Source organism: Streptomyces sp. NPDC058579 (assembly GCF_042718575.1).
Lineage (GTDB): Bacteria > Actinomycetota > Actinomycetes > Streptomycetales > Streptomycetaceae > Streptomyces.
Window position 1 is genome coordinate 1 of record NZ_JBHXPI010000020.1, and the last position, 22,299, is coordinate 22,299.

25 protein-coding genes, 1 pseudogene and 1 riboswitch are annotated in these 22,299 nt (G+C 72.1%); of the genes and pseudogenes, 15 read left to right on the forward strand and 11 right to left on the reverse strand.

All coding sequences use genetic code 11. The features are described 5' to 3' along the window. Positions 1-128: 128 nt before the first annotated feature. The gene (gene katG / locus ACFWRO_RS21900) at positions 129-2,351 is read right to left on the reverse strand and encodes a catalase/peroxidase HPI (protein WP_384512713.1); all 2,223 of its coding nucleotides are present in this window, start codon (positions 2,349-2,351) and stop codon (positions 129-131) included. A gap of 236 nt (positions 2,352-2,587) precedes the next feature. Here katG and ACFWRO_RS21905 point away from each other — a divergent pair, with 236 nt between their 5' ends. The 3 genes from ACFWRO_RS21905 to ACFWRO_RS21915 are packed head-to-tail and all read left to right on the forward strand — an operon-like array spanning position 2,588 to position 3,647. After that, positions 2,588-2,998 carry a Fur family transcriptional regulator gene (locus ACFWRO_RS21905; protein ID WP_384512715.1) on the forward strand — a complete coding sequence of 137 codons (411 nt, stop codon included), beginning with the start codon at positions 2,588-2,590 and terminating at the stop codon, positions 2,996-2,998. 53 nt (positions 2,999-3,051) lie between these two features. Beyond that, positions 3,052-3,279, forward strand: a complete 228-nt coding sequence (locus ACFWRO_RS21910) for an antitoxin (RefSeq protein WP_362009811.1) — start codon at positions 3,052-3,054, stop codon at positions 3,277-3,279. After that, positions 3,276-3,647 carry a fic family toxin-antitoxin system, toxin component gene (locus tag ACFWRO_RS21915; RefSeq protein WP_384512717.1) on the forward strand — a complete coding sequence of 124 codons (372 nt, stop codon included), beginning with the start codon at positions 3,276-3,278 and terminating at the stop codon, positions 3,645-3,647. Before ACFWRO_RS21910 ends, ACFWRO_RS21915 begins: the two co-directional genes overlap by 4 nt. Positions 3,648-3,662: 15 nt before the next feature. On the opposite strand, the gene ACFWRO_RS21920 is transcribed toward ACFWRO_RS21915, so the two are convergent. Genes ACFWRO_RS21920 through bioB form a run of 5 tightly spaced genes read right to left on the reverse strand, consistent with a single transcriptional unit; the run spans position 3,663 to position 8,062 of the window. After that, entirely contained in the window at positions 3,663-4,328 is a 666-nt protein-coding gene (locus tag ACFWRO_RS21920) for a class I SAM-dependent methyltransferase (RefSeq protein WP_384512719.1), read from the reverse strand. A 52-nt stretch (positions 4,329-4,380) separates the two neighbouring features. Then, positions 4,381-4,725 (reverse strand): VOC family protein, encoded by a 345-nt coding sequence (locus ACFWRO_RS21925; protein ID WP_384512721.1) that lies wholly within the window; start codon positions 4,723-4,725, stop codon positions 4,381-4,383. A gap of 41 nt (positions 4,726-4,766) precedes the next feature. Continuing rightward, positions 4,767-5,465 (reverse strand): dethiobiotin synthase, encoded by a 699-nt coding sequence (gene bioD / locus ACFWRO_RS21930; protein WP_384512723.1) that lies wholly within the window; start codon positions 5,463-5,465, stop codon positions 4,767-4,769. 58 nt (positions 5,466-5,523) lie between these two features. Beyond that, positions 5,524-6,804 (reverse strand): adenosylmethionine--8-amino-7-oxononanoate transaminase, encoded by a 1,281-nt coding sequence (locus ACFWRO_RS21935; protein WP_384512725.1) that lies wholly within the window; start codon positions 6,802-6,804, stop codon positions 5,524-5,526. After that, positions 6,797-8,062 (reverse strand): biotin synthase BioB, encoded by a 1,266-nt coding sequence (gene bioB / locus ACFWRO_RS21940; RefSeq protein ID WP_384512727.1) that lies wholly within the window; start codon positions 8,060-8,062, stop codon positions 6,797-6,799. The genes ACFWRO_RS21935 and bioB overlap by 8 nt, the downstream gene beginning before the upstream one ends. A gap of 144 nt (positions 8,063-8,206) precedes the next feature. Between bioB and ACFWRO_RS21945 the strand changes: the two genes are divergently transcribed. Both ACFWRO_RS21945 and ACFWRO_RS21950 read left to right on the forward strand, forming a co-directional pair. Further along, positions 8,207-9,391, forward strand: coding sequence for an 8-amino-7-oxononanoate synthase (locus ACFWRO_RS21945; protein WP_384512729.1), 1,185 nt, complete (start codon positions 8,207-8,209; stop codon positions 9,389-9,391). 159 nt (positions 9,392-9,550) lie between these two features. After that, a complete protein-coding gene (locus ACFWRO_RS21950) occupies positions 9,551-10,009 on the forward strand; it encodes an ATP-binding protein (protein WP_384512731.1) in 459 nt (152 codons plus the stop codon). Here ACFWRO_RS21950 and ACFWRO_RS21955 read toward each other — a convergent pair. Then, positions 10,006-10,911, reverse strand: coding sequence for a LysR family transcriptional regulator (locus ACFWRO_RS21955; protein ID WP_384512733.1), 906 nt, complete (start codon positions 10,909-10,911; stop codon positions 10,006-10,008). The genes ACFWRO_RS21950 and ACFWRO_RS21955 overlap by 4 nt on opposite strands. Before the next feature lie 72 nt (positions 10,912-10,983). Here ACFWRO_RS21955 and ACFWRO_RS21960 point away from each other — a divergent pair, with 72 nt between their 5' ends. Then, entirely contained in the window at positions 10,984-11,616 is a 633-nt protein-coding gene (locus tag ACFWRO_RS21960; protein WP_384512735.1) for a LysE family translocator, read from the forward strand. 64 nt (positions 11,617-11,680) lie between these two features. On the opposite strand, the gene ACFWRO_RS21965 is transcribed toward ACFWRO_RS21960, so the two are convergent. The 3 genes from ACFWRO_RS21965 to ACFWRO_RS21975 form a co-directional block, all read right to left on the reverse strand. Beyond that, positions 11,681-12,157, reverse strand: coding sequence for a C40 family peptidase (locus tag ACFWRO_RS21965; RefSeq protein ID WP_384512737.1), 477 nt, complete (start codon positions 12,155-12,157; stop codon positions 11,681-11,683). Between the two features lie 3 nt (positions 12,158-12,160). Next, positions 12,161-12,358, reverse strand: a riboswitch (cyclic di-AMP (ydaO/yuaA leader). Positions 12,359-12,672: 314 nt separating this feature from the next. Beyond that, positions 12,673-12,978 (reverse strand): hypothetical protein, encoded by a 306-nt coding sequence (locus ACFWRO_RS21970; protein WP_362009845.1) that lies wholly within the window; start codon positions 12,976-12,978, stop codon positions 12,673-12,675. Between the two features lie 7 nt (positions 12,979-12,985). Next, entirely contained in the window at positions 12,986-13,609 is a 624-nt protein-coding gene (locus ACFWRO_RS21975; protein ID WP_384512740.1) for an ATP-dependent Clp protease proteolytic subunit, read from the reverse strand. 55 nt (positions 13,610-13,664) lie between these two features. Here ACFWRO_RS21975 and ACFWRO_RS21980 point away from each other — a divergent pair, with 55 nt between their 5' ends. Then, positions 13,665-13,940 (forward strand): type II toxin-antitoxin system prevent-host-death family antitoxin, encoded by a 276-nt coding sequence (locus tag ACFWRO_RS21980; RefSeq protein ID WP_384512742.1) that lies wholly within the window; start codon positions 13,665-13,667, stop codon positions 13,938-13,940. A 101-nt stretch (positions 13,941-14,041) separates the two neighbouring features. On the opposite strand, the gene ACFWRO_RS21985 is transcribed toward ACFWRO_RS21980, so the two are convergent. Next, positions 14,042-15,034: an ABC transporter permease gene (locus ACFWRO_RS21985; RefSeq protein ID WP_384512744.1), complete on the reverse strand. Its 993-nt coding sequence runs from the start codon at positions 15,032-15,034 to the stop codon at positions 14,042-14,044. 141 nt (positions 15,035-15,175) lie between these two features. Here ACFWRO_RS21985 and ACFWRO_RS21990 point away from each other — a divergent pair, with 141 nt between their 5' ends. The 8 genes and pseudogenes from ACFWRO_RS21990 (at position 15,176) to ACFWRO_RS22025 (ending at position 22,263) form a co-directional block, all read left to right on the forward strand. Further along, positions 15,176-15,796, forward strand: coding sequence for a TetR/AcrR family transcriptional regulator (locus tag ACFWRO_RS21990; protein WP_384512746.1), 621 nt, complete (start codon positions 15,176-15,178; stop codon positions 15,794-15,796). Between the two features lie 137 nt (positions 15,797-15,933). Continuing rightward, positions 15,934-16,236, forward strand: a complete 303-nt coding sequence (locus ACFWRO_RS21995; protein WP_362009859.1) for an urease subunit gamma — start codon at positions 15,934-15,936, stop codon at positions 16,234-16,236. A 16-nt stretch (positions 16,237-16,252) separates the two neighbouring features. Further along, positions 16,253-16,561, forward strand: a pseudogene (locus ACFWRO_RS22000) (urease subunit beta); the annotation flags it as partial. Positions 16,562-16,646: 85 nt separating this feature from the next. Next, positions 16,647-18,368, forward strand: a complete 1,722-nt coding sequence (locus ACFWRO_RS22005; RefSeq protein ID WP_384512748.1) for an urease subunit alpha — start codon at positions 16,647-16,649, stop codon at positions 18,366-18,368. Further along, positions 18,368-19,066 carry an urease accessory protein UreF gene (locus ACFWRO_RS22010; protein ID WP_384512750.1) on the forward strand — a complete coding sequence of 233 codons (699 nt, stop codon included), beginning with the start codon at positions 18,368-18,370 and terminating at the stop codon, positions 19,064-19,066. Before ACFWRO_RS22005 ends, ACFWRO_RS22010 begins: the two co-directional genes overlap by 1 nt. Positions 19,067-19,135: 69 nt before the next feature. Further along, a complete protein-coding gene (gene ureG / locus ACFWRO_RS22015; RefSeq protein ID WP_384512752.1) occupies positions 19,136-19,813 on the forward strand; it encodes an urease accessory protein UreG in 678 nt (225 codons plus the stop codon). Further along, a complete protein-coding gene (locus ACFWRO_RS22020; protein ID WP_384512754.1) occupies positions 19,810-20,553 on the forward strand; it encodes an urease accessory protein UreD in 744 nt (247 codons plus the stop codon). Before ureG ends, ACFWRO_RS22020 begins: the two co-directional genes overlap by 4 nt. A gap of 132 nt (positions 20,554-20,685) precedes the next feature. Next, positions 20,686-22,263, forward strand: a complete 1,578-nt coding sequence (locus tag ACFWRO_RS22025) for an alpha/beta hydrolase (RefSeq protein ID WP_384512756.1) — start codon at positions 20,686-20,688, stop codon at positions 22,261-22,263. Positions 22,264-22,299: the final 36 nt, after the last annotated feature.

Genomic DNA, 22,299 nt, shown 5'->3' on the forward strand with positions numbered 1-22,299 from the left:
TAATCCCCCCACCGGGTTCCGCGGCGCTTCGACCGGGTTTCGGCATGCGGAACGCCGATGCACGCGGAACGACGCCCTCCCCGGCCCGCCCCCGTGGGCGGGCCTGGACGTCACGGTGAAGAGATGGATCAGACGAGGTCGAAGCGGTCCAGCTCCATGACCTTGACCCACGCGGCGACGAAGTCCTTCACGAACTTCTGCTTCGCGTCGTCGCTCGCGTAGACCTCGGCGAGCGCGCGCAGCTCGGAGTTCGAGCCGAAGACCAGGTCGGCACGGGTGCCGGTCCACTTGACCGCGCCCGTGGCGGCGTCGCGGCCCTCGAACTCGTCCTGCGCCGAGGACGTCGACTTCCACGTGGTGCCCAGGTCGAGCAGGTTCACGAAGAAGTCGTTGGACAGCGTGCCCGGCTTGTTCGTGAGAACGCCGTGCTTGGACCCGCCGTGGTTGGCGCCCAGGACGCGCAGACCACCGACGAGGACCGTCAGCTCGGGCGCGCTGAGGGTCAGCAGGTTCGCCTTGTCGAGCAGCAGGTACTCGGCCGGCAGGCGGTTGCCCTTGCCGGTGTAGTTGCGGAAGCCGTCGGCGGCCGGCTCGAGCGCGGCGAACGACTCGACGTCCGTCTGCTCCTGCGCGGCGTCGACACGGCCCGGCGTGAAGGGCACCTCGACGGGGAAGCCGCCGTCCTTGGCCGCCTGCTCGACGGCCGCGGAGCCCGCGAGCACGACGAGGTCGGCCAGCGAGACCTTCTTGGCGCCGGCGGCGTCGAAGGACTCCTTGATGCCTTCGAGCGTACGGAGGACCTGGGCCAGCTCGTCCGGGTTGTTGACCTCCCAGTTGCGCTGCGGCTCCAGACGGATGCGGCCGCCGTTGGCGCCACCGCGCTTGTCGCTGCCCCGGAAGGAGGAGGCGGCGGCCCAGGCGGCGGAGACCAGCTGCGTGACCGTGAGGTCCGAGCCGAGGATGCGCTCCTTGAGGGAGGCGATGTCGGCGGCGTCGAGCTGCTCGCCCTGGCGCGCCGGCAGCGGGTCCTGCCAGAGGAGCTCCTCCGAGGGGACCTCCGGGCCGAGGTAGCGCACGACCGGGCCCATGTCACGGTGCGTGAGCTTGTACCAGGCGCGGGAGAAGGCGTCCGCGAACTGCTCGGGGTTCTCGTAGAAGCGCCGCGAGATCTGCTCGTAGACCGGGTCGAAGCGGAGCGACAGGTCGGTGGTGAGCATCGTCGGGAGGTGCTTCTTCGACGCGTCGTACGCGTCGGGGATGATCGCCTCGGCGTTCTTCGCCACCCACTGGTTCGCGCCGGCCGGGCTCTGGGTGAGCTCGTACTCGTACTCGAAGAGGTGCTTGAAGAAGTCGTGGCTCCACTGGGCCGGCGTCGTGGTCCAGGTGACCTCGAGGCCACTGGTGATCGCGTCGGCGCCCTTGCCCGTGTTGTACGTGCTGGCCCAGCCGAGGCCCTGCGCGTCCAGCGGCGCGGCCTCGGGGTCGGCGCCGACGTTGTCCGCAGGGCCGGCGCCGTGGGTCTTGCCGAAGGTGTGGCCACCGGCGATGAGGGCGACGGTCTCCTCGTCGTTCATCGCCATGCGGCGGAAGGTCTCGCGGATGTCGCGGGCCGCGGCGATCGGGTCCGGGTTGCCGTTGGGGCCCTCGGGGTTCACGTAGATGAGACCCATCTGGACCGCGCCGAGCGGGTTCTCCAGCTCGCGGTCACCGGTGTAGCGCTCGTCGCCGAGCCAGGTGGTCTCGGGGCCCCAGTAGACGTCCTCGTCCGGCTCCCACACGTCGGCGCGGCCACCGGCGAAGCCGAAGGTCTTGAAGCCCATCGTCTCCAGGGCCACGTTGCCGGTGAGGATCATGAGGTCGGCCCAGGAGATGGACTGGCCGTACTTCTGCTTGACCGGCCACAGCAGGCGGCGGGCCTTGTCCAGGTTGCCGTTGTCCGGCCAGCTGTTCAGCGGCGCGAAGCGCTGCTGGCCGGCCCCGGCGCCACCCCGGCCGTCGCTGATGCGGTACGTACCGGCGCTGTGCCAGGCCATCCGGATCATGAGCGGGCCGTAGTTGCCGAAGTCGGCCGGCCACCAGTCCTGGGAGGTGGTGAGCACCTCGGCGATGTCCCGCTTCACGGCCGGGAGGTCGAGCGCGTTGAACGCCTCGGCGTAGTCGAACTCCTCGCCGAGCGGGTTCGCCACGGCGGGGTTCTTGGCGAGGATCTTCAGATTGAGCCGATCCGGCCACCACTGACGGTTGCCGCCACCCTGGGTCGGGTGAGCGGCGCGCGCGGTGTGCGCGACCGGGCAGCCACCCGCGCCCTCGGCTTTCGCGTCGGTGACGATGGCGTCGTGGTTCTCGGACATGGGAATCCTTCCGGACGGGGCGGATCACGTTGCTCAGCCGGGGCGGGCGGCCCGGGAGGGTGGTTGTGCCGCCCGACCGGAGCCATGTTGTCCCTTGGCTATTGCCGGAAGCGATCCTACGATGGACAGAGTCCAAGTCAAGAAGCACGCCAACCCTCTACCCGATCGGAAAGTCTGCCGTCCCTGGGTGAACGTCGCGTGTCCCGCCGAAAGCCGAGCTGAATGGGTGAACCGAAATGAGCGACCTGCTGGAGCGACTGCGTGGACGTGGCTGGCGGATGACCTCCCAGCGGCGTGTCGTGGCCGAGGTCCTCGACGGCGACCATGTGCACCTGACGGCCGACGAGGTCCACGTCCGCGCGGCCGAGCGGCTGCCGGAGATCTCCCGGGCGACGGTCTACAACACGCTCGGCGAGCTGGTCACCCTCGGCGAGGTCGTCGAGGTCTCCACCGACGGCCGGGCCAAGCGCTACGACCCGAACGCCCACCACCCGCACCAGCACCTCGTCTGCTCCCGCTGCGGCACCATCCGGGACGTCCACCCGCACGGCGACCCGCTGGCCGACCTCCCGGCGGGGGAGCGCTTCGGCTTCACGGTCTCGGCCGCCGAGGTCACGTACCGGGGGCTCTGCCCGTCCTGCGCGTAACAGTCGCCGGGGTCCACTTGCCGGTGCTAGCGCCTCGGCGCTAGCGTGGTCGTGTGGCGAAGACCCAGCTGAACGTCCGCGTGGACGAGACGACCGCCGACACCGCCCGCCGGCGGGCGCAGCAGCGCGGCGTGAGCGTCAACCGGTACATCGAGGAACTCGTCCAGCAGGACGCCGGTGAGTCCGGGCGCGCCTTCGTCGAGGCGGCGGCCGACTTCATGAAGCAGTACGAATCGGTGTTCACCGAGGAGTTCGGGACGGAGCGCGACCGCACCGCATGAGCCTCACGGTCGACCTCTCCTGGCTGCTCATGGTGGCCGAACACCAGACACCCGGCGACCCCCAGGTCAGCGACTGGGGCGCGCTCGTCGCCGCCGTCGGCCGGCACGACGCGGAGATCTTCGGGGTGCCCGTCTACGGAGACCCGCACGCCCGCGCCGCCGCCCTGCTCCAACTCCTGCTGCACGTCCCGGCCCTGGAGCACTCCAACGCCATGTTCGCCTCGGCCGTCGCTTACGGCTACCTCGTCGCCAGCGGCCTGAAGGTCGTCACCTCACCGGAACAGGTCAGGGACCTGGCCCGGCTGGTGAAGAAGGGCGAGGCGGACGTCCGGGTCATCGCCGACGAACTGCGCCAGTGGAGCCGCTGAGGGGACACCACCCCATCAGCTTCGGCGCGCCGTGCCGAGCACACAGTACGAGCTGGGGAGCCGCGGCCCGTTCTCCGGGACGACGAAGCTGCGGTACGTGACGTCCTCGAAGCCCGCCGCCTCGATCGCAGCCACCGGATCACGCCCCGAGTGGCAGCCGCCGAAAAGCAGCGGCCACACCGTGCGGTCAAGGGCCCGCTGGGTCCTGGCCATCCCCGGCGACGGGGCCACCCCGTGCTCGAAGAAGCGGAGTTCGCTGCCCGGCCGCAGCACCCGGTGCGTCTCGGCGAGCGCACGCGGCACGTCCCGTACGGTGCACAGCACCAGCGAGACGACCGCCGCGTCGAAGGCCTCGCTCTTCACCGGCAGCGCCTCCGCCGCGCCCGGCACCACATCCACCGGCACGTCCGCGCCACGGGCGGCCTCGGCGGCCAACTGGCGCAGATGGCGCTCCGGTTCGATCGCCACGACCTCGGACACCGCCGCGGGGTAGTACGCGAAGTTCAGCCCGTTCCCGGCGCCGATCTCGATGACCCGGCCGGACAGACCGGTCAGCAGCTCGGCACGCAGTCGGCCGACGCCGCCCTTGGTGTCGGCGGAGACGCTGAACCGGGCGTAGAAGCGGGCGAAGAGGGGATGGTGGACGGCGTCCCGGGGGACCCGGGCGGTACGTGATGACATCGGGGCCTCCTCCGACACGCGGACGGGGTGATTCTGCCCCGTTCCGACCCGTTCAGCCCGACACGAAACAGAACTCGTTGCCCTCGGGGTCGAGCATCACCTGGAAGTCCCCCTCGTCGTCGGTGACGAGCCCGCCGGAGCGGGCGGCCCCGAGGGTGATCGCCTCGTCCGCCGCCGCGCTCACATCAGGTGCGTGCAGATCCAGATGGAGCCGGTTCTTCGCGACCTTGCCCTCGGGCACCTGCTGGAAGGCGATCCGCACAAAACCGGGCGGATCGACGTACGACCAGTCGGGGCTGCGGTCGACCGGGGTGCCGCCGAGGAGCTCGGCCCAGAACCGCACCAGACGTGCCGGGTCTCCGCAGTCGAAGACGATCTCCGCTACCTGTGCGCGCATGACACCAGCCTACGGAGATCGGAGCGACTCGCCTACCGAGATCAGAGCGTCTCGGCCGCCCAGACCCCGCCGAGCGCCGGGGCGAGCCACTCGGCCGCCCGCGTCCGGAACTCGGCCGGGTCGAGACCGCCCGCGCCCTCCGGTACGGCCCCGAGGAGCGGCGCTCCGGCCGCCTCCGGCAGGTCGGCCAGGTTGCAGCGCGAGGCGAGGTCCGGCGCGGCCGGCCAGCTGCCGACCACGACGCCGAGCTGCTCGATGCCGCGCGCCGCGAGCGCCTCGGCGGTCAGCGCCGTCGAGTTGAGCGTGCCGAGACCGGCGGGCGTCACGACCAGGACCGGCGCCCCGAGGAGCCGGGCCGCGTCGGCGAGCGTGCCGCCGTCGTGGTCGAAGCGGACGAGGAGCCCGCCCGCACCCTCCACGAGGACCAGGTCGTGCTCGGTGGCCAGCTTCGCGGCCGCCTCGGCGACCTCGCGCGGGCCGACCGGTGTCATCCCGGCCCGCCGGGCGGCGGTCGCGGGCGCCAACGGCTCGGGGAACCGGGCCAGTTCGAGCGAGGCGGCGGCGCCGGAGAGCCGGACGACCTCGTCCGCGTCCCCGCGCTCGCCCGGCGCGAGCCCGGTCTGCGCGGGCTTGAGCACGGCGACGGACCGCCCCTGGAGCGTGGCCACGGCGGCCAGGGCGGCGGTGACGATCGTCTTCCCGATCTCCGTACCCGTACCGCTGACGACGATGACGCTCATGGTGTGTGCTGTCCTCTCTGGCATGGCTTGCGACGGCAGGGCGGCGGTGTCGACGTTCTCAGCCCGCCGCGGCGGCCGCGCGGACCGCCGCGCAGATCCGCGCGAGGTCCTCGTCGCCCGTCACGAACGGCGGCATCGTGTAGATCAGGTCGCGGAACGGGCGCAGCCAGACACCCGCGCGGACCGCAGCCTCGGTCGCCGCGGCCATGTCGACGTCGTGGTCGAGCTGGACGACACCGATGGCGCCGAGGACCCGTACGTCACGGACCCCGGGCAGCGAGGCGGCCTCGCCGAGCCCCTCGCGCAGGCCCGTTTCGATCCGCTTGACCTCCAGTTCCCAGTCCTGGGACAGGAGCAGATCGAGCGAGGCGAGCGCCACGGCGGAGGCCAGCGGGTTGCCCATGAACGTCGGACCGTGCGCGAGGACCGGAACCTCGCCGAGCGAGATCCCCTCGGCGATCCGCGTCGTGCAGAGCGTCGCCGCCATCGACAGGTAGCCGCCGGTCAGCGCCTTGCCCACGCACATCACATCGGGCGAGATCCCCGCGTGGTCGGCGCCGAAGAGCGTGCCCGTACGGCCGAAGCCGGTCGCGATCTCGTCGAAGATCAGCAGCACCCCGTGCTCGTCGCACGCCTCGCGCAGCACGCGCAGGTACTCCGGCGGGTGGAACCGCATCCCGCCCGCGTTCTGCACCACCGGCTCCACGATCACCGCGGCGACCTCGTCCGCGTGGAGCGCGATCTGCTCCCGCAGCATCTCGGCGTACGACTCCTCGTACGTGATCGGCGGCGCGTCCACGAAGACCTGCTGCTGGAGCACGCCCGACCACAGCTGGTGCATCCCGCCCTCGGGGTCGCACAGCGACATCGGCTGCCAGGTGTCGCCGTGGTAGCCGCCGCGCCAGGTCAGCATCCGCTGCTTGCCGGGCCGGCCCACCGAGCGCCAGTACTGCAGACACATCTTGGCCGCGACCTCGACGGAGACCGAGCCCGAGTCGCTGAGGAAGACGTGCTGGAGCGGTGCGGGGGTGATCTCCACCAGGCGGGTGGCGAGCCGCACGGCCGGCTCGTGGGTGAGCCCGCCGAACATGACGTGGCTCATCCGGTCCAGCTGGCCGCGCGCCGCCTCGTTGAGCACGGGGTGGTTGTAGCCGTGGATCGCGGACCACCACGAGGACATGCCGTCGATCAACTCGGCCTGTCCGTGGACGGGTTCGGCAAGCCGGAGCCGTACCCCGGACGCGGACGCGACGACCAGCGGGTCCGTACGGCCCGGCATGGGGGCGTACGGATGCCAGACGTGCGCCCGGTCCAGGGCGAGCAGTTCGTCGTTACGCATTCGGGGCGAACTCCGTCCCGGCCCCACGGCGGCGTACGGCCACGAGGTCGGTGCGGGCCCCCGGCACGGACTCGGCGGCCGGTGAGTCCTCCGGGGCCGCCTCGGACTCCGGCGCCGCGTGGCCGCCGCACGGTCCGCAGCCACCGCCCGCCTCCGCGTGCGAACCGCAGCCGGCTGACGCCGCCGAGCCGCACCCACTCGCCGTCGCACCGGCCGCCGCGCCCGCCTCCGCGCCGGCCGCCGCGAGCGCGTCCGCGCGGTGGGCGGGCAGCGTGGTCGTGCCCGCGCCCTCCACCTCGAAGCCCGCGTCCGCGATCATGTCCAGGTCCGTCTGGCCGGCCTGGCCCTCGCTCGTCAGGTAGTCACCGAGGAAGATCGAGTTCGCGATGTGCAGCGCGAGCGGCTGCATCGAGCGCAGGTGCACCTCGCGCCCGCCCGCGATCCGGACCTCGACGTCCGGGCAGACGAACCGGACCATCGCCAGGATCCGCAGGCAGCGCTGCGGGGTGAGGTTCCACTCCTTCGCCAGCGGAGTGCCCTCGAACGGGATCAGGAAGTTGACCGGCACCGAGTCGGAGTCCAGCTCGCGCAGCGCGTAGACGACGTCGACCAGGTCCTCGTCGCTCTCGCCCATGCCCGCGATCAGCCCCGAGCAGGCCGACAGACCGGCGGCGTGCGCCTTCTGCACGGTGTCCACCCGGTCCTGGTACGTGTGGGTGGTGGTGATCTCCCCGTACGTCCCCTCGGACGTGTTCAGGTTGTGGTTGTAGGCGTCGGCGCCGGCCTCGCGCAGCCGCTCCGCCTGGCCGTCCGAGAGCAGCCCCAGACAGGCGCAGACCTCGACGCCCTCGTTCTGCTCCTTGATCGCCTCGATAGTCTTGCCGACGCGGTCCACGTCCCGGTCCGTCGGCCCGCGGCCGCTCGCCACCAGGCAGACCCGCTTGGCCCCGCCCGCGACACCGGCGGCCGCCGCCTGCGAGGCCTCGTCGGGCTTCAGCCAGCTGTACTTGAGGATCCCGGTCGTCGCGCCGAGCCGCTGCGAACAGTACGAGCAGTCCTCGGGGCAGAGCCCGGACTTCAGATTGACGAGGTAGTTCAGCTTCACGCGCCGCCCGAACCACTGGCGGCGCACCTTGCCGGCCGCGGCCACCACATCGAGCAGTTCGTCGTCGGAGGTCGCCAGCACGGCGAGCGCTTCTTCACGGCTCGGCAGCTCGCGCCGCAGCCCCTTGTCCACCAGCGTGTTCAGCAGGTCCATAAGGGCTGATCCTCGCCTACGGCACACCTCGTGGCCAAGGAGGATCTGAACAAACGCGCCGGTTTGACGTGTGTGGATGACCACACCCTGTCCCCGGGCCCGGACGGTTAGGGTCTGTGCGCTGCCTACAAAAGGATCTGCCCCATGCACCGGGACGAGGACACCCGCCGGACTCCGTTCGACTGGACCGACACGGAGGCGCGGCGCCGCGCGGAGGCGGGGCTCGTCCGCACGCTGCGGCCCCGGTCCGCCGAGTCGGAGCCGCTCGATCTGGCGAGCAACGACTACCTCGGACTGACCCGCCGCCCGGAGGTGACCGAGGCCGCCGCCGCAGCGGCCCGCCGCTGGGGCGCGGGGTCCACCGGCTCGCGTCTGGTCACCGGTACGACCCGGTTGCACACCGCTCTCGAACGCGAACTCGCCGCGTTCTGCGGCTTCGAGGCGGCCCTCGTCTTCTCCTCCGGCTACACCGCCAACCTCGCCGCCCTCACCGCGCTGAGCGGCCGCGACGCGCTGATCGTCTCCGACGCGAGCAACCACGCCTCGATCGTGGACGGCTGCCGACTCTCGCGCGCCGAGACGGCCGTGGTCCCGCACGCCGAGCCCGAGGCGGTAGGCAAGACCCTCCAGGCGCACCCGGACCGCCGGGCGCTCGTGGTCTCCGACTCCGTCTTCTCGGTGGACGGCGACCGGGCCCCGCTGCCCGAGCTGGCCGAGGCCTGCCGGGCCCACGGCGCCGGGCTCGTCGTGGACGACGCCCACGGCCTGGGCGTGCTCGGCGACGGCGGCCGGGGCGCCCTGCACGCCGCCGGGCTCGCGGGCGACCCCGACGTGGTCGCCACGCTCACCCTCTCCAAGTCGCTGGGCAGCCAGGGCGGAGCGGTCCTCGGCCCGGCCCGGGTCGTCGAGCACCTGGTCAACGCGGCCCGGACGTTCATCTTCGACACCGGACTCGCCCCGGCCGCGGTCGGCGCCGCCCTGACGAGCCTGCGGCTGATCCAGGACGACCCCGGCCTCGCCGCGCGCGCCAGGACCGTCGCCACCACGCTGCACCGGATGCTCACCGCGGCCGGCCTGACCGCCGTACGCCCGGACGCGGCCGTGGTCTCCGTCCGCGCGCCCTCGCCGGAGGCGGCGCTGCGGTGGGCCGCCGACTGCCGTGAGCAGGGGCTCGCGGTCGGCTGCTTCCGGCCGCCGTCCGTCCCGGACGGCATCTCGCGGCTGCGGCTCACGGCCCGTGCGGACCTGACGGACGCGCAGATCGAGGAGGCCGTCGCCACGATCGTGCGGACCGCACCGACCGCCCCGACCGCACCGACAGCCCCCTGACCGGGCCCCCAAATACGGTTTCTCGTCGCAGAGTTCACCGCTTCGAGCGACAAATATGCACATATCTTGGTGGATCGCCGCGCGGGGCGGCGCGATCGGTGGCAGTCTGACGCGCAGTGCAAACCGGGCCGGGCCCGGTGGGAAAGGGACAGCGTCGCCATGGCAGACCACCAGGAAGCAACCGTCACTCTGCCGAGCGATCCCGCCTCGGTGTCCGCCGCCCGGAGATATGTCGCCGACGTCCTCGGTGGCTGGGGGCTCGCGGGCGGCAGCGACACCGCCGACACGGTCCGGCTGATCGTCTCGGAGCTGGCCACCAACGCCGTCCAGCACACCTTCGGCCAGTCGCCCACCTTCACCGTCGACGTCCGTCTGGAGCGCGAGGAGCAGCTCCACATCGGCGTCACCGACAGCCACCCCCGCTGGCCGAAGCGGCTCCCGGCGGCGGTGCAGCAGGACAACGGACGCGGGATGGTCATCATCCGCATCCTCACGGCCGAGGCGGGCGGCCGCCTCTCGGTCACCCCGACCGACGAGGGCGGCAAGACGGTCTGGATCAACCTCCCCTGGACGGTCTCGCCTACCGCCTCGCCCACCGCCTCGGCCTCGCCGAACTAGGCTCGGGCGAAGCCGCCGCGCAGCAGCGCCCGCAGGGAGGCCGCCGCCGGGCCCGACTCCTCGCCCCGGTGGGCGACCGAGATCGTCCGGCGGAACGAGGTCGGCTCCAGGGCCCGTACCCCCAGCGGCGAAGCAGCCGTCGACGCGACCATCTCCGGCACCACCGCCACCCCGAGCCCCGCGCTGACCAGCGCGCACACCAGGGCGTAGCCGGGCGTACGGCACACCACCGACGGCGTCGCGCCCGCCCGGGCCAGCGCGCCCTCCACGCCCCGCCGCGGCGGGTGGTCCGGCGCGCTGCTGATCAGCGGCTGGCCCGCGAGCTCCGCGATCGGCAGCCGGCCCGAACCCCCCGCCAGGACATGGCCCGGTGCCGTGACAAGTACCAGCTCCTCGACCAGCAGTGGCTCCAGCTCGACCCCCGGCGGCAGCGCGGCCGGTTCGGCCGGCTCGTACGTGTGGGTCAGCGCGAGATCCACCTCGCCCGCCGCCACGGCGTGGATCCCACCCGGCGGTTCGTACTCCGCGACCGTCAGCTCCACGTCCGGGTGGGCCCGGCGGAACGCGCTGAGGACCGGTGGCAGCCGATGGATGCCCACGGTGGTGAAGGTGCCGACCCGGAGCCGCCCGCCCGACAGGCCGCTCAGGCGGGCCAGCTCATGGCGGGCCCGGTCCATCTCGTCCAGGACCCGGCGCGCCCGGGTGACGAGCAGTTCGCCCGCCGGGGTCAGCCGCGCGCCCCGGTGGTGCCGCACGAGCAGCGCGGCCCCCGCCTCCCGCTCCAGCTTGGCGAGCTGCTGGGAGAGCGCGGGCGGGGTGTAGCCGAGCCGGGCGGCGGCCCGGGTGATCGAACCGTCCTCGGCGACGGCCACGAGCGCCGCGAGCCGCACGAGATCCTGCATTAAGCATTCCTTTTGGCAGACCCATCAGATCCTGTCTACACACTAAAGGCTCTCGGCGGGCACGCTGGGGGCATGGACGGACAGCTGATCGCCTTCATCGGGGTCGCGGCGGGCATGGTGGCCATGCCGGGCGCGGACTTCACCGTCGTCGTGCGCAGTGCTCTCGCCTCGCGCCGGGCCGGGGTCGCCTGCGCGGTGGGCGTGGCGGGCGGGCTCCTGGTGCACACCGCCCTCGCTGTGGCCGGGCTCGCCGCCGTCCTGATCGCCGTACCCGTGCTCTATCGCGCGCTGCAGATCGCCGGCGGCGCGTACGTCCTCTACCTCGGCGTGCAGGCGCTGCGCGGTGCGCTGCGGGCCGCGGCGTCGTCGTCGGGCCCGGAGGTCGACACGGCGGGGGAGCGGGCGGTCGGGCGGGCCTTCCGGCAGGGCTTCCTGACGAACGTCCTCAACCCCAAGGCGCCCGTGCTCTTCCTGAGTCTGCTGCCGCAGTTCGTGCCGGCCGGCGCGGCGGTGCTGCCGCGCACCCTGCTGCTCGCGTCGATCGTGGTGCTGCTGGCCCTGCTCTGGTTCCCGCTGGTGGCCCTCGGCGTGGACCGGCTCGGCCACCGGCTGCGGCGGCCCCGGACGGCCCGCACCGTGCAGGGCGTGACGGGCGGCATGCTCGCCGCCCTCGGGGTGACGCTGCTGGTCTCCCCGGGGCAATGACCCCGGGGTGAGGGATGCGGCGGCGCCACCGCACCCCTCGTCACACGTCAGAGCCGACCGGCCGTCAGCGCACCCGGCCGTAATAGACCTTGGACGTCCAGATCTTGTCGAGCTTCACCCAGGACCCCTTCTTGGGCGAGTGCCAGATCTTTCCGCTACCCGCGTAGATCCCCACGTGGTAGACCCTTCCACTCGAATGGAAGAAGACCAGGTCCCCCTTCTGCCTGCTGGACGCGGAGATGTGCCGGGTCTTGTTGTACTGCTGCTGCGCGGTACGGGGCAGCGACTTGCCCGCCTTCTTGTACGAGTAGAGCGTGAGCCCCGAGCAGTCGAACCGGGTCGGTCCTGACGCTCCGTACTTGTAAGGCGATCCCTTCTTCGAGGACGCGATGTTCAGCGCCTTGCCGGCGTACGACGTCGCGGCCTGGGCCTCCGGTGCGGCACCTGGTGCCAGCATCGTGCCGCCGAGAGCGGCGAGGGTGAGAGCCGAGACGGCTCCGGCCCGGGACAGCAGGGACGGGACATGAATCTGCGCAGTCATGCGCAACCCTTCGTCAGCCGCCTGTGAAGGATGACCTGTCGGGTTCGGGCTGGCGAAGTTGCCCGGCCGCGGCTGCGGCTTCACCCCGAGGAACGGCCCCACTGGCCGGCCGTCCCGTACTGCTCGGGTCCTCCACTCCTGCCGATCCACTCCTGTCGACCAGACATCCGGGACAGCGGCAGGACTCGGCGTCCGCCCGGACCGCCCCGCCGCGGTGGCGGGGGCTTGTCGTCGTGAGGGATCTTGACCCAGAACCAGGGCGAAAACCGAGTCGAAACGGCGTTATGTGAGGCTCCTCACGACTGATCCATTCGGGTGGACAGGCATGTTTCGTGATCGTCGGAGGTTTGGCCGACGAGTCCCGGACCAGGGGTGGAACGCCCGATTCCGCCAGATGCGTACACCTGTTGCGCAACTCACCCCGCGCATATGTCGATTCATCTACTACGCCGAACGGGGGAGCGATTCCGTGGCCGCGCTGCTCCGAGTGGACCTCGACACGACACGGGGGAATGTCAACTCGCCGGTGTCTCCGGGACGGTGACGCGACCGGATCTACGCTCCCCGTCCAACACCCTCAGCGCACGCGCCAATGTCTCCGCGTGCACCTCGCTCTCGCCGCGCGTATGCATCGCCGTCAGCGCGTCCCGGAGGGCGTTGGCCCGCCCCACCAGGGCCTGAGCCGCGCGCAACGCCCCATACGTATGCGAGGCCCTGGATGGATTGATGCGGCCCAGGAGGTCGACGACTTCGAGATAGGCGTCGATGAACTCGCCCTCGGCGCGCGTCAGGGCGGGCAGCGGCGGCAGCTCGGGAACCATCGCGCGCTCACCTTCCCCCGGCGCCGCCCGACGCCCCGCGGTTCTGAACGACGTGGTCCACCACGCCGTACGCGGTCGCGCCCGGCGCGTCGAGGACGGTCGTCCGGTCGATGTCGGCGTCGATCCGCTCGAGGCTCTGGCCGGTGTGGGTGACCAGCATCCCGGCCATCATCGCGCGCAGCCGGAGCAACTCCCGTGCCTGGATGTCGAGATCGCTCGGCTGCCCCTGCAACGGCTCGTCCATCGAGGGCTGCTGGAGCACCACCCGGGCGCCGGGCAGCGCGAGCCGCTTGCCGGGCGCGCCGGCCGCGAGCAGTACGGCGGCGGTCGAGACGGCCTGCCCGAGGCAGGTGGTCTCCACGTCGCAGGTGACGACCTGCATCGTGTCGTAGATCGCGGACATGGCGCTCATCGAGCCGCCGGGGGAGTTGATGTACAGCGCGATGTCCCGGTCCGGATCGGCGTACTCCAGGTGCAGGAGCTGCGCGATGACGTCGTTGGCCGAGATCTCGTCGATGGGCGTGCCGAGGAAGACGATCCGTTCCTCGAGCAGCTTGGAGTACGGGTCGAGGGTCCGGCTCCCGTAGCTCGTGCGCTCGGTGAACTCGGGCAGGACATAGCGAGCGTGCATGGCGGCGCCTCCTTGTAGAAAATGTACAGGACGTACAACCCGTAAGATGAGGAGCATGGCCTACGAGATTCCGGTGACGCAAGCACGTGCAGAGCTCGCCGACCTGATCAACCGCGTGGTGTACGGCAACGAACGGGTCGTCGTGACCCGGCACGGAAAGCCGCTCGTGGCGCTGGTGTCGGCCGCTGACCTGGCCGAACTCGAGGCGGAGCACGAGGCCGCCGAGGATCTGGCGAGCAGCGCGGTCTCCGAGATCCGCCCGCTCCCGTCCGCTCCGGGTGAACAGGGCCGCTTCGGCATCGCGGCCCGCCACCGCACTCCGGGCGCGTGAGCGGGGCGGGAGCCTGAGCGCCGCTGGCCCCCCCCCGCGCATGAAAAAGCCGCGTACCCCCGTCCGCTACAGCGGGGGCACGCGGCCGTACGAGTAGGGCGTCAGCCCACCGGTGCCGGTTCGGGCGCCGGGGTGGCCGCCGTCGCGGGCGCCGCCGCCCGGTTCCGGGCTCCACCCACGAACAGCGCGGTCAGCCCCGCGGCCGTCCACGCGCCGAGGACGAGCAGCGCCGGGCCCGCGCCAGCGCCGTCGAAGAACGCGACCGAGCGCAGCGCGGAGCCGCCCGCGCCCGGGGGCAGCCACTGGCCGAGCGCGCCCACCGGAGCCGGCAGGAGCTCCGGCGCGCTCGCCACGCCGGAGAACGGGTTGCCCAACAGGATCATCAGGAGCGCCCCGATGCCGATGCCCGGCTTGCCGATGAGGGCGGCGAGCCCCGCGATCGCCGAGCCGATCGCGAGCACGGTGAGGCCGAGGACCCCGGCCTCGGCCCACCAGTCGCCCGCGAACACGCCGAGCCAGCTGTGGGCGAGCGCCGCGCCGACGATCCCCGCGAGCGCGGCGGCGCCGAGCAGGGTGCCGGCCGCCCGCGCGCCGCGCAGGCCGAGGACGGTCACCACGATGCCGGAGGCCGCGCCCGCCAGGATCAGCGGGAAGAGGCCCGCCCCGAAGGCGCTGCCGCGCGGGTCGCCGGCGGGCGCCGGAACGACATCGGTCACCGTGAGCTGGGTGCCGGGCGGGACCTGGGCGGTGACGGCCTCGCGCAGCAGCCCGGCGACGACCGGGCTCGCTGCGGAGGCGGTCAGGAGTTCGGGACCCTGCGGTGTCACGACCACCGCGCCGTATACGACCCGGTCCTCGATCGCCTCGCGGGCGGCGGCCTCGGAGTCGTAACGGTGGACCTCGAAGGCGCCGTCGCGCTCGGCGAGGCGCTGCTCCAGCGGGGCGGTGGCGGTGGCCGGACCCGCGACGCCTATGGGCAGGTCGCGCGGGGCGATCCGGGCGGCGGGCCAGGCGAAGGCCCAGAGGGCGAGGGCCACGACGACCGGGATCAGTACCAGCACCGCGAGGGTCTTGCGGGTGGCGGTGGCGGACATGAGGGGCTCGATTCGACGAGAGGGATCAGAGAGAAGGGCGAGCGAGATTTCAAAGAGAAGGATCATTCGTTTTACGTTGTCCTCACTGTCTCCCCGGCGGGGTCGCTTGTCAAGAATGAATGTTCGTTTTAGGTTTTGGGCATGGCCCGTGTCTCGCAGGAACACCTCGACGCCCGCCGCCGTCAGATCCTCGACGGCGCCGCGCGCTGCTTCGCCCGCAACGGCTTCCACGCCACGTCCATGCAGGACGTCCTGACCGAGGTGGGCCTCTCGGCCGGCGCCGTCTACCGCTACTTCAGCGGCAAGGAGGAGCTGATCGCGGCCATCGCGGCCGAGGCGTTCGCCGGCATCCGAGGCGCGTTCGCGGAGGCCGCGAAGACCACGCCGCCGCCCACGCCCGACATCCTCCTCGGCGCGGTCCTCAGGCTCTTCCTGGAGGAGCGGATCCCCGGCGCGGACCGCCAGGCCTTCGCGCGGCTCATCCTCCAGGTGTGGTCCGAGACCCTGCGCGACGAGCGGCTTTTCCGGACCCTCTCCGACGGTTTCAACGGCATGCGCGAGGTCTGGGCCGAACTCGTCGAGGTCTACCGCGAGACCGGTCTGATGACGGCGGACGTCCCCGCCGACCGGGTCGCCCGCACCCTCATCGCCACCGCTCAGGGGTACATCGCCCAGCAGGCGCTCTTCGGCGACGTCGATGTCGAGGTGCTCCAGGACGGGCTGCGCGGGCTCATGTCCATGCGGTCGCAAAGCGCGAGTTAACGCGTAGGAAAAACTTCCGCCCTAACGTGCAATGTCTGGCCGGGCGGACCATTTCCGCAGTTCAACAGAGTGTTGACGATCGGTAAGGTCCGCTGCTGTCCGGGCACATGCCCGGTGGACGACTGTGAGGTGGAAGCGTGCAACTGTCGCCGCACGAGCAGGAACGCCTGCTCATCCATGTGGCCGCCGACGTGGCCGAGAAGCGCAGGGCCCGCGGCGTGAAGCTCAACCACCCCGAGGCCGTCGCCCTGATCACCACCCACATCCTGGAGGGCGCCCGCGACGGCCGGACCGTCGCCGAGCTCATGGCCTCCGGCCGCAAGGTGCTCACCCGGGACGACGTGATGACCGGGATCCCGGAGATGATCCACGACGTCCAGGTCGAGGCCACCTTCCCGGACGGCACCAAGCTCGTCACCGTCCATGACCCGATCGTGTGACGGGGGAACGCCGCCGATGATTCCCGGAGAAATCCTTTTCGGTGAAGGTCCCGTCGTCCTCAACGAGGGCCGGCCGGTCACCCGACTCACCGTCCTCAACGCCGCCGACCGGCCCGTCCAGGTCGGCTCCCACTACCACTTCGCCGAGGCCAACCCCGGTCTCGACTTCGACCGCGCCGCCGCGCGCGGCCTGCGCCTGCACATCGCCGCCGGTACGGCCGTGCGCTTCGAGCCCGGCATCCCGGTCGAGATCGAACTCGTCCCGCTCGCGGGCCGCCGGATCGTCCCCGGATTGCGCGGCGAGACGGCGGGCCCCCTCGACGCGAGCCCCGCGAACGCCGCCAGTGCCCCGAACGTTTCGGCCGACGCGAGCGCTGCGGCCGACGCGAACCACGCGAACGGAGGCGACCGTGCCTGAGCTGCACCGCGCCGTCTACGCCGACCTGTTCGGCCCCACCACCGGCGACCGCATCCGGCTCGCCGACACCGACCTCCTCGTCGAGATCGAGGAGGACCGCTCCGGCGGTCCAGGGCGTGCCGGCGACGAAGCCGTCTTCGGCGGCGGCAAGGTCATCCGCGAGTCGATGGGCCAGGCCCGCACGACCCGGGCCGAGGGCGCGCCCGACACCGTGATCACCGGCGCCGTGATCATCGACCACTGGGGCGTGATCAAGGCCGACATCGGCATCCGTGACGGCCGGATCACCGGCATCGGCAAGGCCGGCAACCCCGACACCATGGACGGGATCCACCCGGACCTGGTCATCGGCCCGGAGACCGAGGTGATCGTGGGCAACGGCCGGATCGTCACGGCCGGCGGGGTCGACACCCATATCCACTTCATCGCGCCGACCATCATCGACGAGGCCCTCGCCTCCGGCATCACCACGCTCGTCGGCGGCGGCACGGGACCCGCCGAGGGCACCAAGGCGACCACCGTCACCCCGGGGCCCTGGCACCTCGCAGGGATGTTCGCGGCGCTGGAGAACTCCCCGGTCAACATCGGCCTGCTCGGCAAGGGCAACACGATGTCCCGCGAGGCCATGTACTCCCAACTGCGGGGCGGAGCCCTCGGGTTCAAGATCCACGAGGACTGGGGCGCGACCCCGGCCGTCATCGACGCGTGCCTGACCGTCTGCGACGAGACCGGCGCCCAACTCGCCATCCACACCGACACCCTGAACGAGGCGGGCTTCGTCGGCGACACCCTCGCGGCCATCGCGGGGCGCACCATCCACGCGTACCACACCGAGGGCGCGGGCGGCGGGCACGCTCCGGACATCATCACCGTGGTCTCCGAGCCGTACGTGCTGCCCAGCTCCACCAACCCGACCCGGCCGCACACCGTCAACACGATCGACGAACACCTCGACATGCTGATGGTCTGTCACCACCTCAACCCGGCCGTCCCGGAGGACCTCGCCTTCGCCGAGTCCCGCATCCGGCCGTCGACCATCGCGGCCGAGGACGTGCTGCACGACCTCGGCGCCATCTCGATCATCTCCTCCGACTCGCAGGCCATGGGGCGGATCGGCGAGGTCATCATGCGGACCTGGCAGACCGCGCACGTGATGAAGAAGCGCCGGGGCGCGCTGCCGGGGGACGGCCGCGCCGACAACCACCGGGCGCGTCGCTATGTCGCCAAATACACGATCAACCCGGCGGTGGCCCAGGGCCTCGACCACGAGATCGGTTCGGTCGAGACCGGCAAGCTCGCCGACCTGGTGCTGTGGGAGCCCGCCTTCTTCGGCGTGAAGCCGCTGGTCGTGCTGAAGGGCGGTCAGATCGCCTACGCGCAGATGGGCGACGCCAACGCCTCCATCCCCACTCCGCAGCCGATCCTGCCCCGGCCGATGTTCGGGGCGCTCGGCAAGGCGCCGGCGGGCAACTCCCTGAACTTCGTCACCCAGACGGCCATCGAGGACGATCTCCCCGAACGGCTTGGCCTGGACCGGAAGTTCGTCGCCATCAAGAACACCCGGCGGGTCACCAAGGCGGACATGCGGGAGAACGACGCCCTGCCCCGGGTCGAGGTCGACGCCGACACCTTCACCGTCACCATCGACGGCGAAGCGGTCGACCCGGCCCCCGCCGAGGAACTGCCCCTCGCCCAGCGCTACTTCCTCTTCTGATGACAGCGCCGACCACATCGGTCGCCGGAGGGTTCGGCAGCCGCGCCGCGCTCCTCGTGCTCGCCGACGGGCGTTTCCCCGCCGGCGGGCACGCCCACTCCGGTGGGGCCGAGGCAGCAGTCAAGGCCGGCCGGATCACGGACGCGGTGAGCCTCGCCGCGTTCTGCCGGGGCCGGCTCCACACGGCAGGGCTCACCGCCGCGGGCCTCGCGGCGGCGGCCGCCCACGGCCACGACCCCGACGCGCTCGACGCCGCCGCCGACGCCCGTACGCCCTCGCCCGCCCTGCGGGCGGTGGCCCGCAGGCTCGGCCGGCAGATGATGCGCGCCGCCCGCGCCACCTGGCCGTGCCCCGAACTCGACGCGCTGGCGGCCGCGTTCCCGCGCGGCGCGCACCAGCCGATCGTCCTCGGCGTCGCGGCCCGCGCGGCGGGCCTCGGCCCGCAGGACGCCGCGCACTGTGTCGTGTACGAGTCGGTCAGCGGCCCGGCCACCGCGGCTGTACGGCTGCTGAGCCTGGACCCCTTCAAGGCCACCGCCGTCCTCGCCCGCCTCGCCCCGGAGATGGACCGGGTCGCCGAGCGCGCCACGGCGGCGGCCCACCAGGGCATCGACGCCCTCCCTGCCGCCTCCTCACCCCTCCTCGACATCACCGCCGAACAGCACGCGGCCTGGCCCGTCCGCCTCTTCGCGTCCTGACCCCGAAGCAGAGCCCCGACACCGTCGGGCGACACCGACGCCACCACCCACGAACCGCCGGAGGCACCCATGCACCTCGACCACTCCCACGACCACCTCGGCGCCGTCTCCGCCGACGCCCACCGCCCCGACGGAACCCGGCGCGCCCTGCGCATCGGGCTCGGCGGACCCGTCGGCTCCGGGAAGACCGCGACCGTCGCCGCGCTCTGCCGCGTCCTGCGCGACCAGCTGTCGATCGCGGTCGTCACCAACGACATCTACACCCGTGAGGACGCCGACTTCCTCCTCCGTAACGCCGTCCTGCCGCCTGAGCGCATCCAGGCCGTGGAGACCGGCGCCTGCCCGCACACCGCGATCCGCGACGACATCTCCGCCAACCTCGAAGCCGTCGAGGAGCTGGAGGACGCGGTTGGTCCGCTCGACCTCATCCTGGTCGAGTCCGGCGGCGACAACCTGACGGCCACCTTCTCCAAGGGCCTGGTCGACGCCCAGATCTTCGTCATCGACGTGGCCGGCGGCGACGACATCCCTCGCAAGGGCGGTCCCGGCGTGACCACCGCCGACCTGCTCGTCGTCAACAAGACCGACCTCGCCGCGTACGTCGGCTCCGACCTGGAGCGGATGGCCCGTGACGCCAAGGAGCAGCGCGGCGACCTCCCCGTCGCCTTCACCTCGCTGACCGGCGCCCAGGGCGTCACCCCCATCGCCGACTGGGTCCGCGAGCAGCTCGGCGCCTGGTCCGCATGAGCCTGAGCGCCACCGCCCGGATCGTCGCCGAGGCCGACGGCACCCTGCCGGTCCTCATCGGCGACGGCCCCCTCGCGCTCCGCAGGACCCGGACCACCGGCCCGTACACGCGGGTCACCGTCGTCGGCGCGATGAGCGCCCCGCTCGGCGGCGACCGCCTCGCGATCGAGTCGGAGGTACGGGACGGGGCGCGGCTCCTGGTCGACTCGTCCGCCGCGACCGTGGCCCTGCCCGGCCGCTCGGCCGAACCGGCCACGTACGACGTGCGGCTCACGGTCGGCGCGGACGCGGTGCTGCGGTGGCTGCCCGAACAGCTCGTCTGCGCCCACGGCTCCGACCTCGTGATGCGCACCACCGTCGAACTCGCCCCCACCGCGCGGCTCGTGCTCCGGGAGGAGCAGATCCTCGGCCGCCACGGCGAGGAGCCGGGCACGCTCCTCTCGCGCCTCACCGTCCACCGCGCCGGACGCCCGCTGCTCGACCAGGAGGTCGCGTACGGCCCCGGCGCCCCGGCCGGCTGGGACGGCGGAGCGGTCCTCGCCGGACACCGCTCGGTCGGTCAACTCCTCGTCGTGGACCCGGGGTTCGACGAGAAGCCGGTCGAGTCCCGGTTGCTCGCCGAGAACGCCGTGCTCGCCCCGCTCGCCGGGCCCGGGGCGCTGGTCACCGTCGTCGCCCCCGACGCGCTGCGGCTGCGCCGTGTCCTCGACGAGGCGCTCGGGATCCTCGCGCCCGCTTGAGTTCACCGCTCAGCGGTACAGCGGTATCCGGTTATTGGTTCGGCAAAGAAACGCGTGTACGCCCTTTCCCGTACACCGGCCGGACGAAAGGATCCCCCGGACAGACCGACACACCCACAGGGGGAGAATCACGTGAGACGCACGGCAGCGCTCGGCTCGGCAGGCGCTCTGATAGCGGGCACGCTCATGGCGGGCGCGCTGGCAGCTCCGGCCGCGAGCGCCGACCAGCGCCACCGGCCCGACGCGGAGGCGTACGGCACGGCCGTCGCCGCCCAGCGTGCCGCCGGCCGGGGCATCGACTGGCAGGACTGCCCGGCCGACTGGGGCCTGGAGAAGCCCATCCAGTGCGGCTGGGTCACCGTCCCGGTCGACTACGCCCGGCCGAACGGCAAGCAGATCAAGATCGCCGTCGACCGCATCGGCTCCACCGGCACCCCCGCCGAGCGCCAGGGCGCCCTGCTCTACAACCCGGGCGGCCCGGGCGGTTCCGGCCTGCGCTTCCCGCGCCGGGTCACCACCAACAACGCCATCTGGGCGGGCGCCGCCAAGGCGTACGACTTCGTGGGCTTCGACCCGCGCGGCGTCGGCCACTCGGCCCCCATCTCCTGTGTCGACCCGGCCGAGTTCGTGAAGGGCCCCAAGCTCGACCCGGTCCCCGACAGCGAGGCCGACAAGCGCGCCCAGCGCAAGCTCGCCGCCGAGTACGCCGCGGGCTGCGCGGAGAAGAGCGGCGACATCCTGCCGTACATCAACACCCGCAACACCGCCCGCGACCTGGACGTCGTCCGGGCCGCGCTCGGCGAGAAGAAGCTCAACTTCGTCGGCGTCTCCTACGGCACCTACCTCGGCGCCGTCTACGGCACGCTCTTCCCGACGCACGTCCGCCGCATGGTGCTCGACAGCGTGGTCAACCCGTCGAAGGAGAAGATCTGGTACGAGGCCAACCTCGACCAGGACATCGCCTTCGAGGGCCGGCTCAAGGACTGGATGACCTGGGTCGCCCAGCACGACGCCACGTACCACCTCGGCGACACCTACGCCGAGGTCCGCGGCCAGTGGGACATCCTTCGCGCCGCCGCCAAGAAGAACCCCCTCGGCGGCAAGGTCGGCCCGGCCGAGCTCATCGGCTTCTTCCAGAACGCGCCCTACTACGACTCGATGTGGGCCCCGGTCGCCGAGGCCTTCAGCGCGTACGCCGCCGGTGACCCGCAGCCGCTGATCGACGCGGCCGCCTCCGACCCGACCGACACGGCCGGCAACGCGGCCTCGGAGAACGGCAACGCCGTCTACACCGCCGTCGAGTGCGCCGATGCCCCCTGGCCGACCAGCTGGCGCAAGTGGGACCGGGACAACAGCCGGCTCCACGAGCGGTACCCGTTCATGACCTGGTCCAACGCCTGGATGAACCTGCCCTGCGCGACCTGGTCGACCCCGCGCCAACAGCCGACCGAGGTCCGCACCGGCAAGGGCCTGCCGCCCGTGCTCATCACCCAGTCCGAGCGCGACGCGGCCACGCCGTACGAGGGCGCGGTCGAGCTGCACAAGCGCTTCAAGGGCTCGCGTCTCATCACCGAGCGGGACGCCGGCTCGCACGGCATCACCAACGTCGCCAACCCGTGCCTGAACACCCGGGTGGAGGCCTACCTCCTCACCGGCAAGCTCGACAGCCGTGACGTGACGTGCGCCCCGCACGCCACGCCCCAGCCGTAGTCACAGGATGACGGGGGAGGGGCGGCCCGCCCGGCG

Coding starts and splice junctions, on each gene's coding strand:
- katG (WP_384512713.1), bottom strand. CDS start 2,351: ATGTCCGAGAACCACGACGCCATCGTCACCGACGCGAAAGCCGAGGGC.
- ACFWRO_RS21945 (WP_384512729.1), top strand. CDS start 8,207: ATGCACCGGGACGAGGACACCCGCCGGACTCCGTTCGACTGGACCGAC.
- ACFWRO_RS21970 (WP_362009845.1), bottom strand. CDS start 12,978: ATGGTTCCCGAGCTGCCGCCGCTGCCCGCCCTGACGCGCGCCGAGGGC.
- ACFWRO_RS22020 (WP_384512754.1), top strand. CDS start 19,810: ATGAGCCTGAGCGCCACCGCCCGGATCGTCGCCGAGGCCGACGGCACC.
- ACFWRO_RS21915 (WP_384512717.1), top strand. CDS start 3,276: ATGAGCCTCACGGTCGACCTCTCCTGGCTGCTCATGGTGGCCGAACAC.
- bioB (WP_384512727.1), bottom strand. CDS start 8,062: ATGGACCTGCTGAACACGCTGGTGGACAAGGGGCTGCGGCGCGAGCTG.
- ACFWRO_RS21965 (WP_384512737.1), bottom strand. CDS start 12,157: ATGACTGCGCAGATTCATGTCCCGTCCCTGCTGTCCCGGGCCGGAGCC.
- ACFWRO_RS21935 (WP_384512725.1), bottom strand. CDS start 6,804: ATGCGTAACGACGAACTGCTCGCCCTGGACCGGGCGCACGTCTGGCAT.
- ACFWRO_RS21920 (WP_384512719.1), bottom strand. CDS start 4,328: ATGTCATCACGTACCGCCCGGGTCCCCCGGGACGCCGTCCACCATCCC.
- bioD (WP_384512723.1), bottom strand. CDS start 5,465: ATGAGCGTCATCGTCGTCAGCGGTACGGGTACGGAGATCGGGAAGACG.
- ACFWRO_RS21980 (WP_384512742.1), top strand. CDS start 13,665: ATGGCCTACGAGATTCCGGTGACGCAAGCACGTGCAGAGCTCGCCGAC.
- ACFWRO_RS21925 (WP_384512721.1), bottom strand. CDS start 4,725: ATGCGCGCACAGGTAGCGGAGATCGTCTTCGACTGCGGAGACCCGGCA.
- ACFWRO_RS21905 (WP_384512715.1), top strand. CDS start 2,588: ATGAGCGACCTGCTGGAGCGACTGCGTGGACGTGGCTGGCGGATGACC.
- ACFWRO_RS22010 (WP_384512750.1), top strand. CDS start 18,368: ATGACAGCGCCGACCACATCGGTCGCCGGAGGGTTCGGCAGCCGCGCC.
- ureG (WP_384512752.1), top strand. CDS start 19,136: ATGCACCTCGACCACTCCCACGACCACCTCGGCGCCGTCTCCGCCGAC.
- ACFWRO_RS21960 (WP_384512735.1), top strand. CDS start 10,984: ATGGACGGACAGCTGATCGCCTTCATCGGGGTCGCGGCGGGCATGGTG.
- ACFWRO_RS21950 (WP_384512731.1), top strand. CDS start 9,551: ATGGCAGACCACCAGGAAGCAACCGTCACTCTGCCGAGCGATCCCGCC.
- ACFWRO_RS21990 (WP_384512746.1), top strand. CDS start 15,176: ATGGCCCGTGTCTCGCAGGAACACCTCGACGCCCGCCGCCGTCAGATC.
- ACFWRO_RS21985 (WP_384512744.1), bottom strand. CDS start 15,034: ATGTCCGCCACCGCCACCCGCAAGACCCTCGCGGTGCTGGTACTGATC.
- ACFWRO_RS21955 (WP_384512733.1), bottom strand. CDS start 10,911: ATGCAGGATCTCGTGCGGCTCGCGGCGCTCGTGGCCGTCGCCGAGGAC.
- ACFWRO_RS21975 (WP_384512740.1), bottom strand. CDS start 13,609: ATGCACGCTCGCTATGTCCTGCCCGAGTTCACCGAGCGCACGAGCTAC.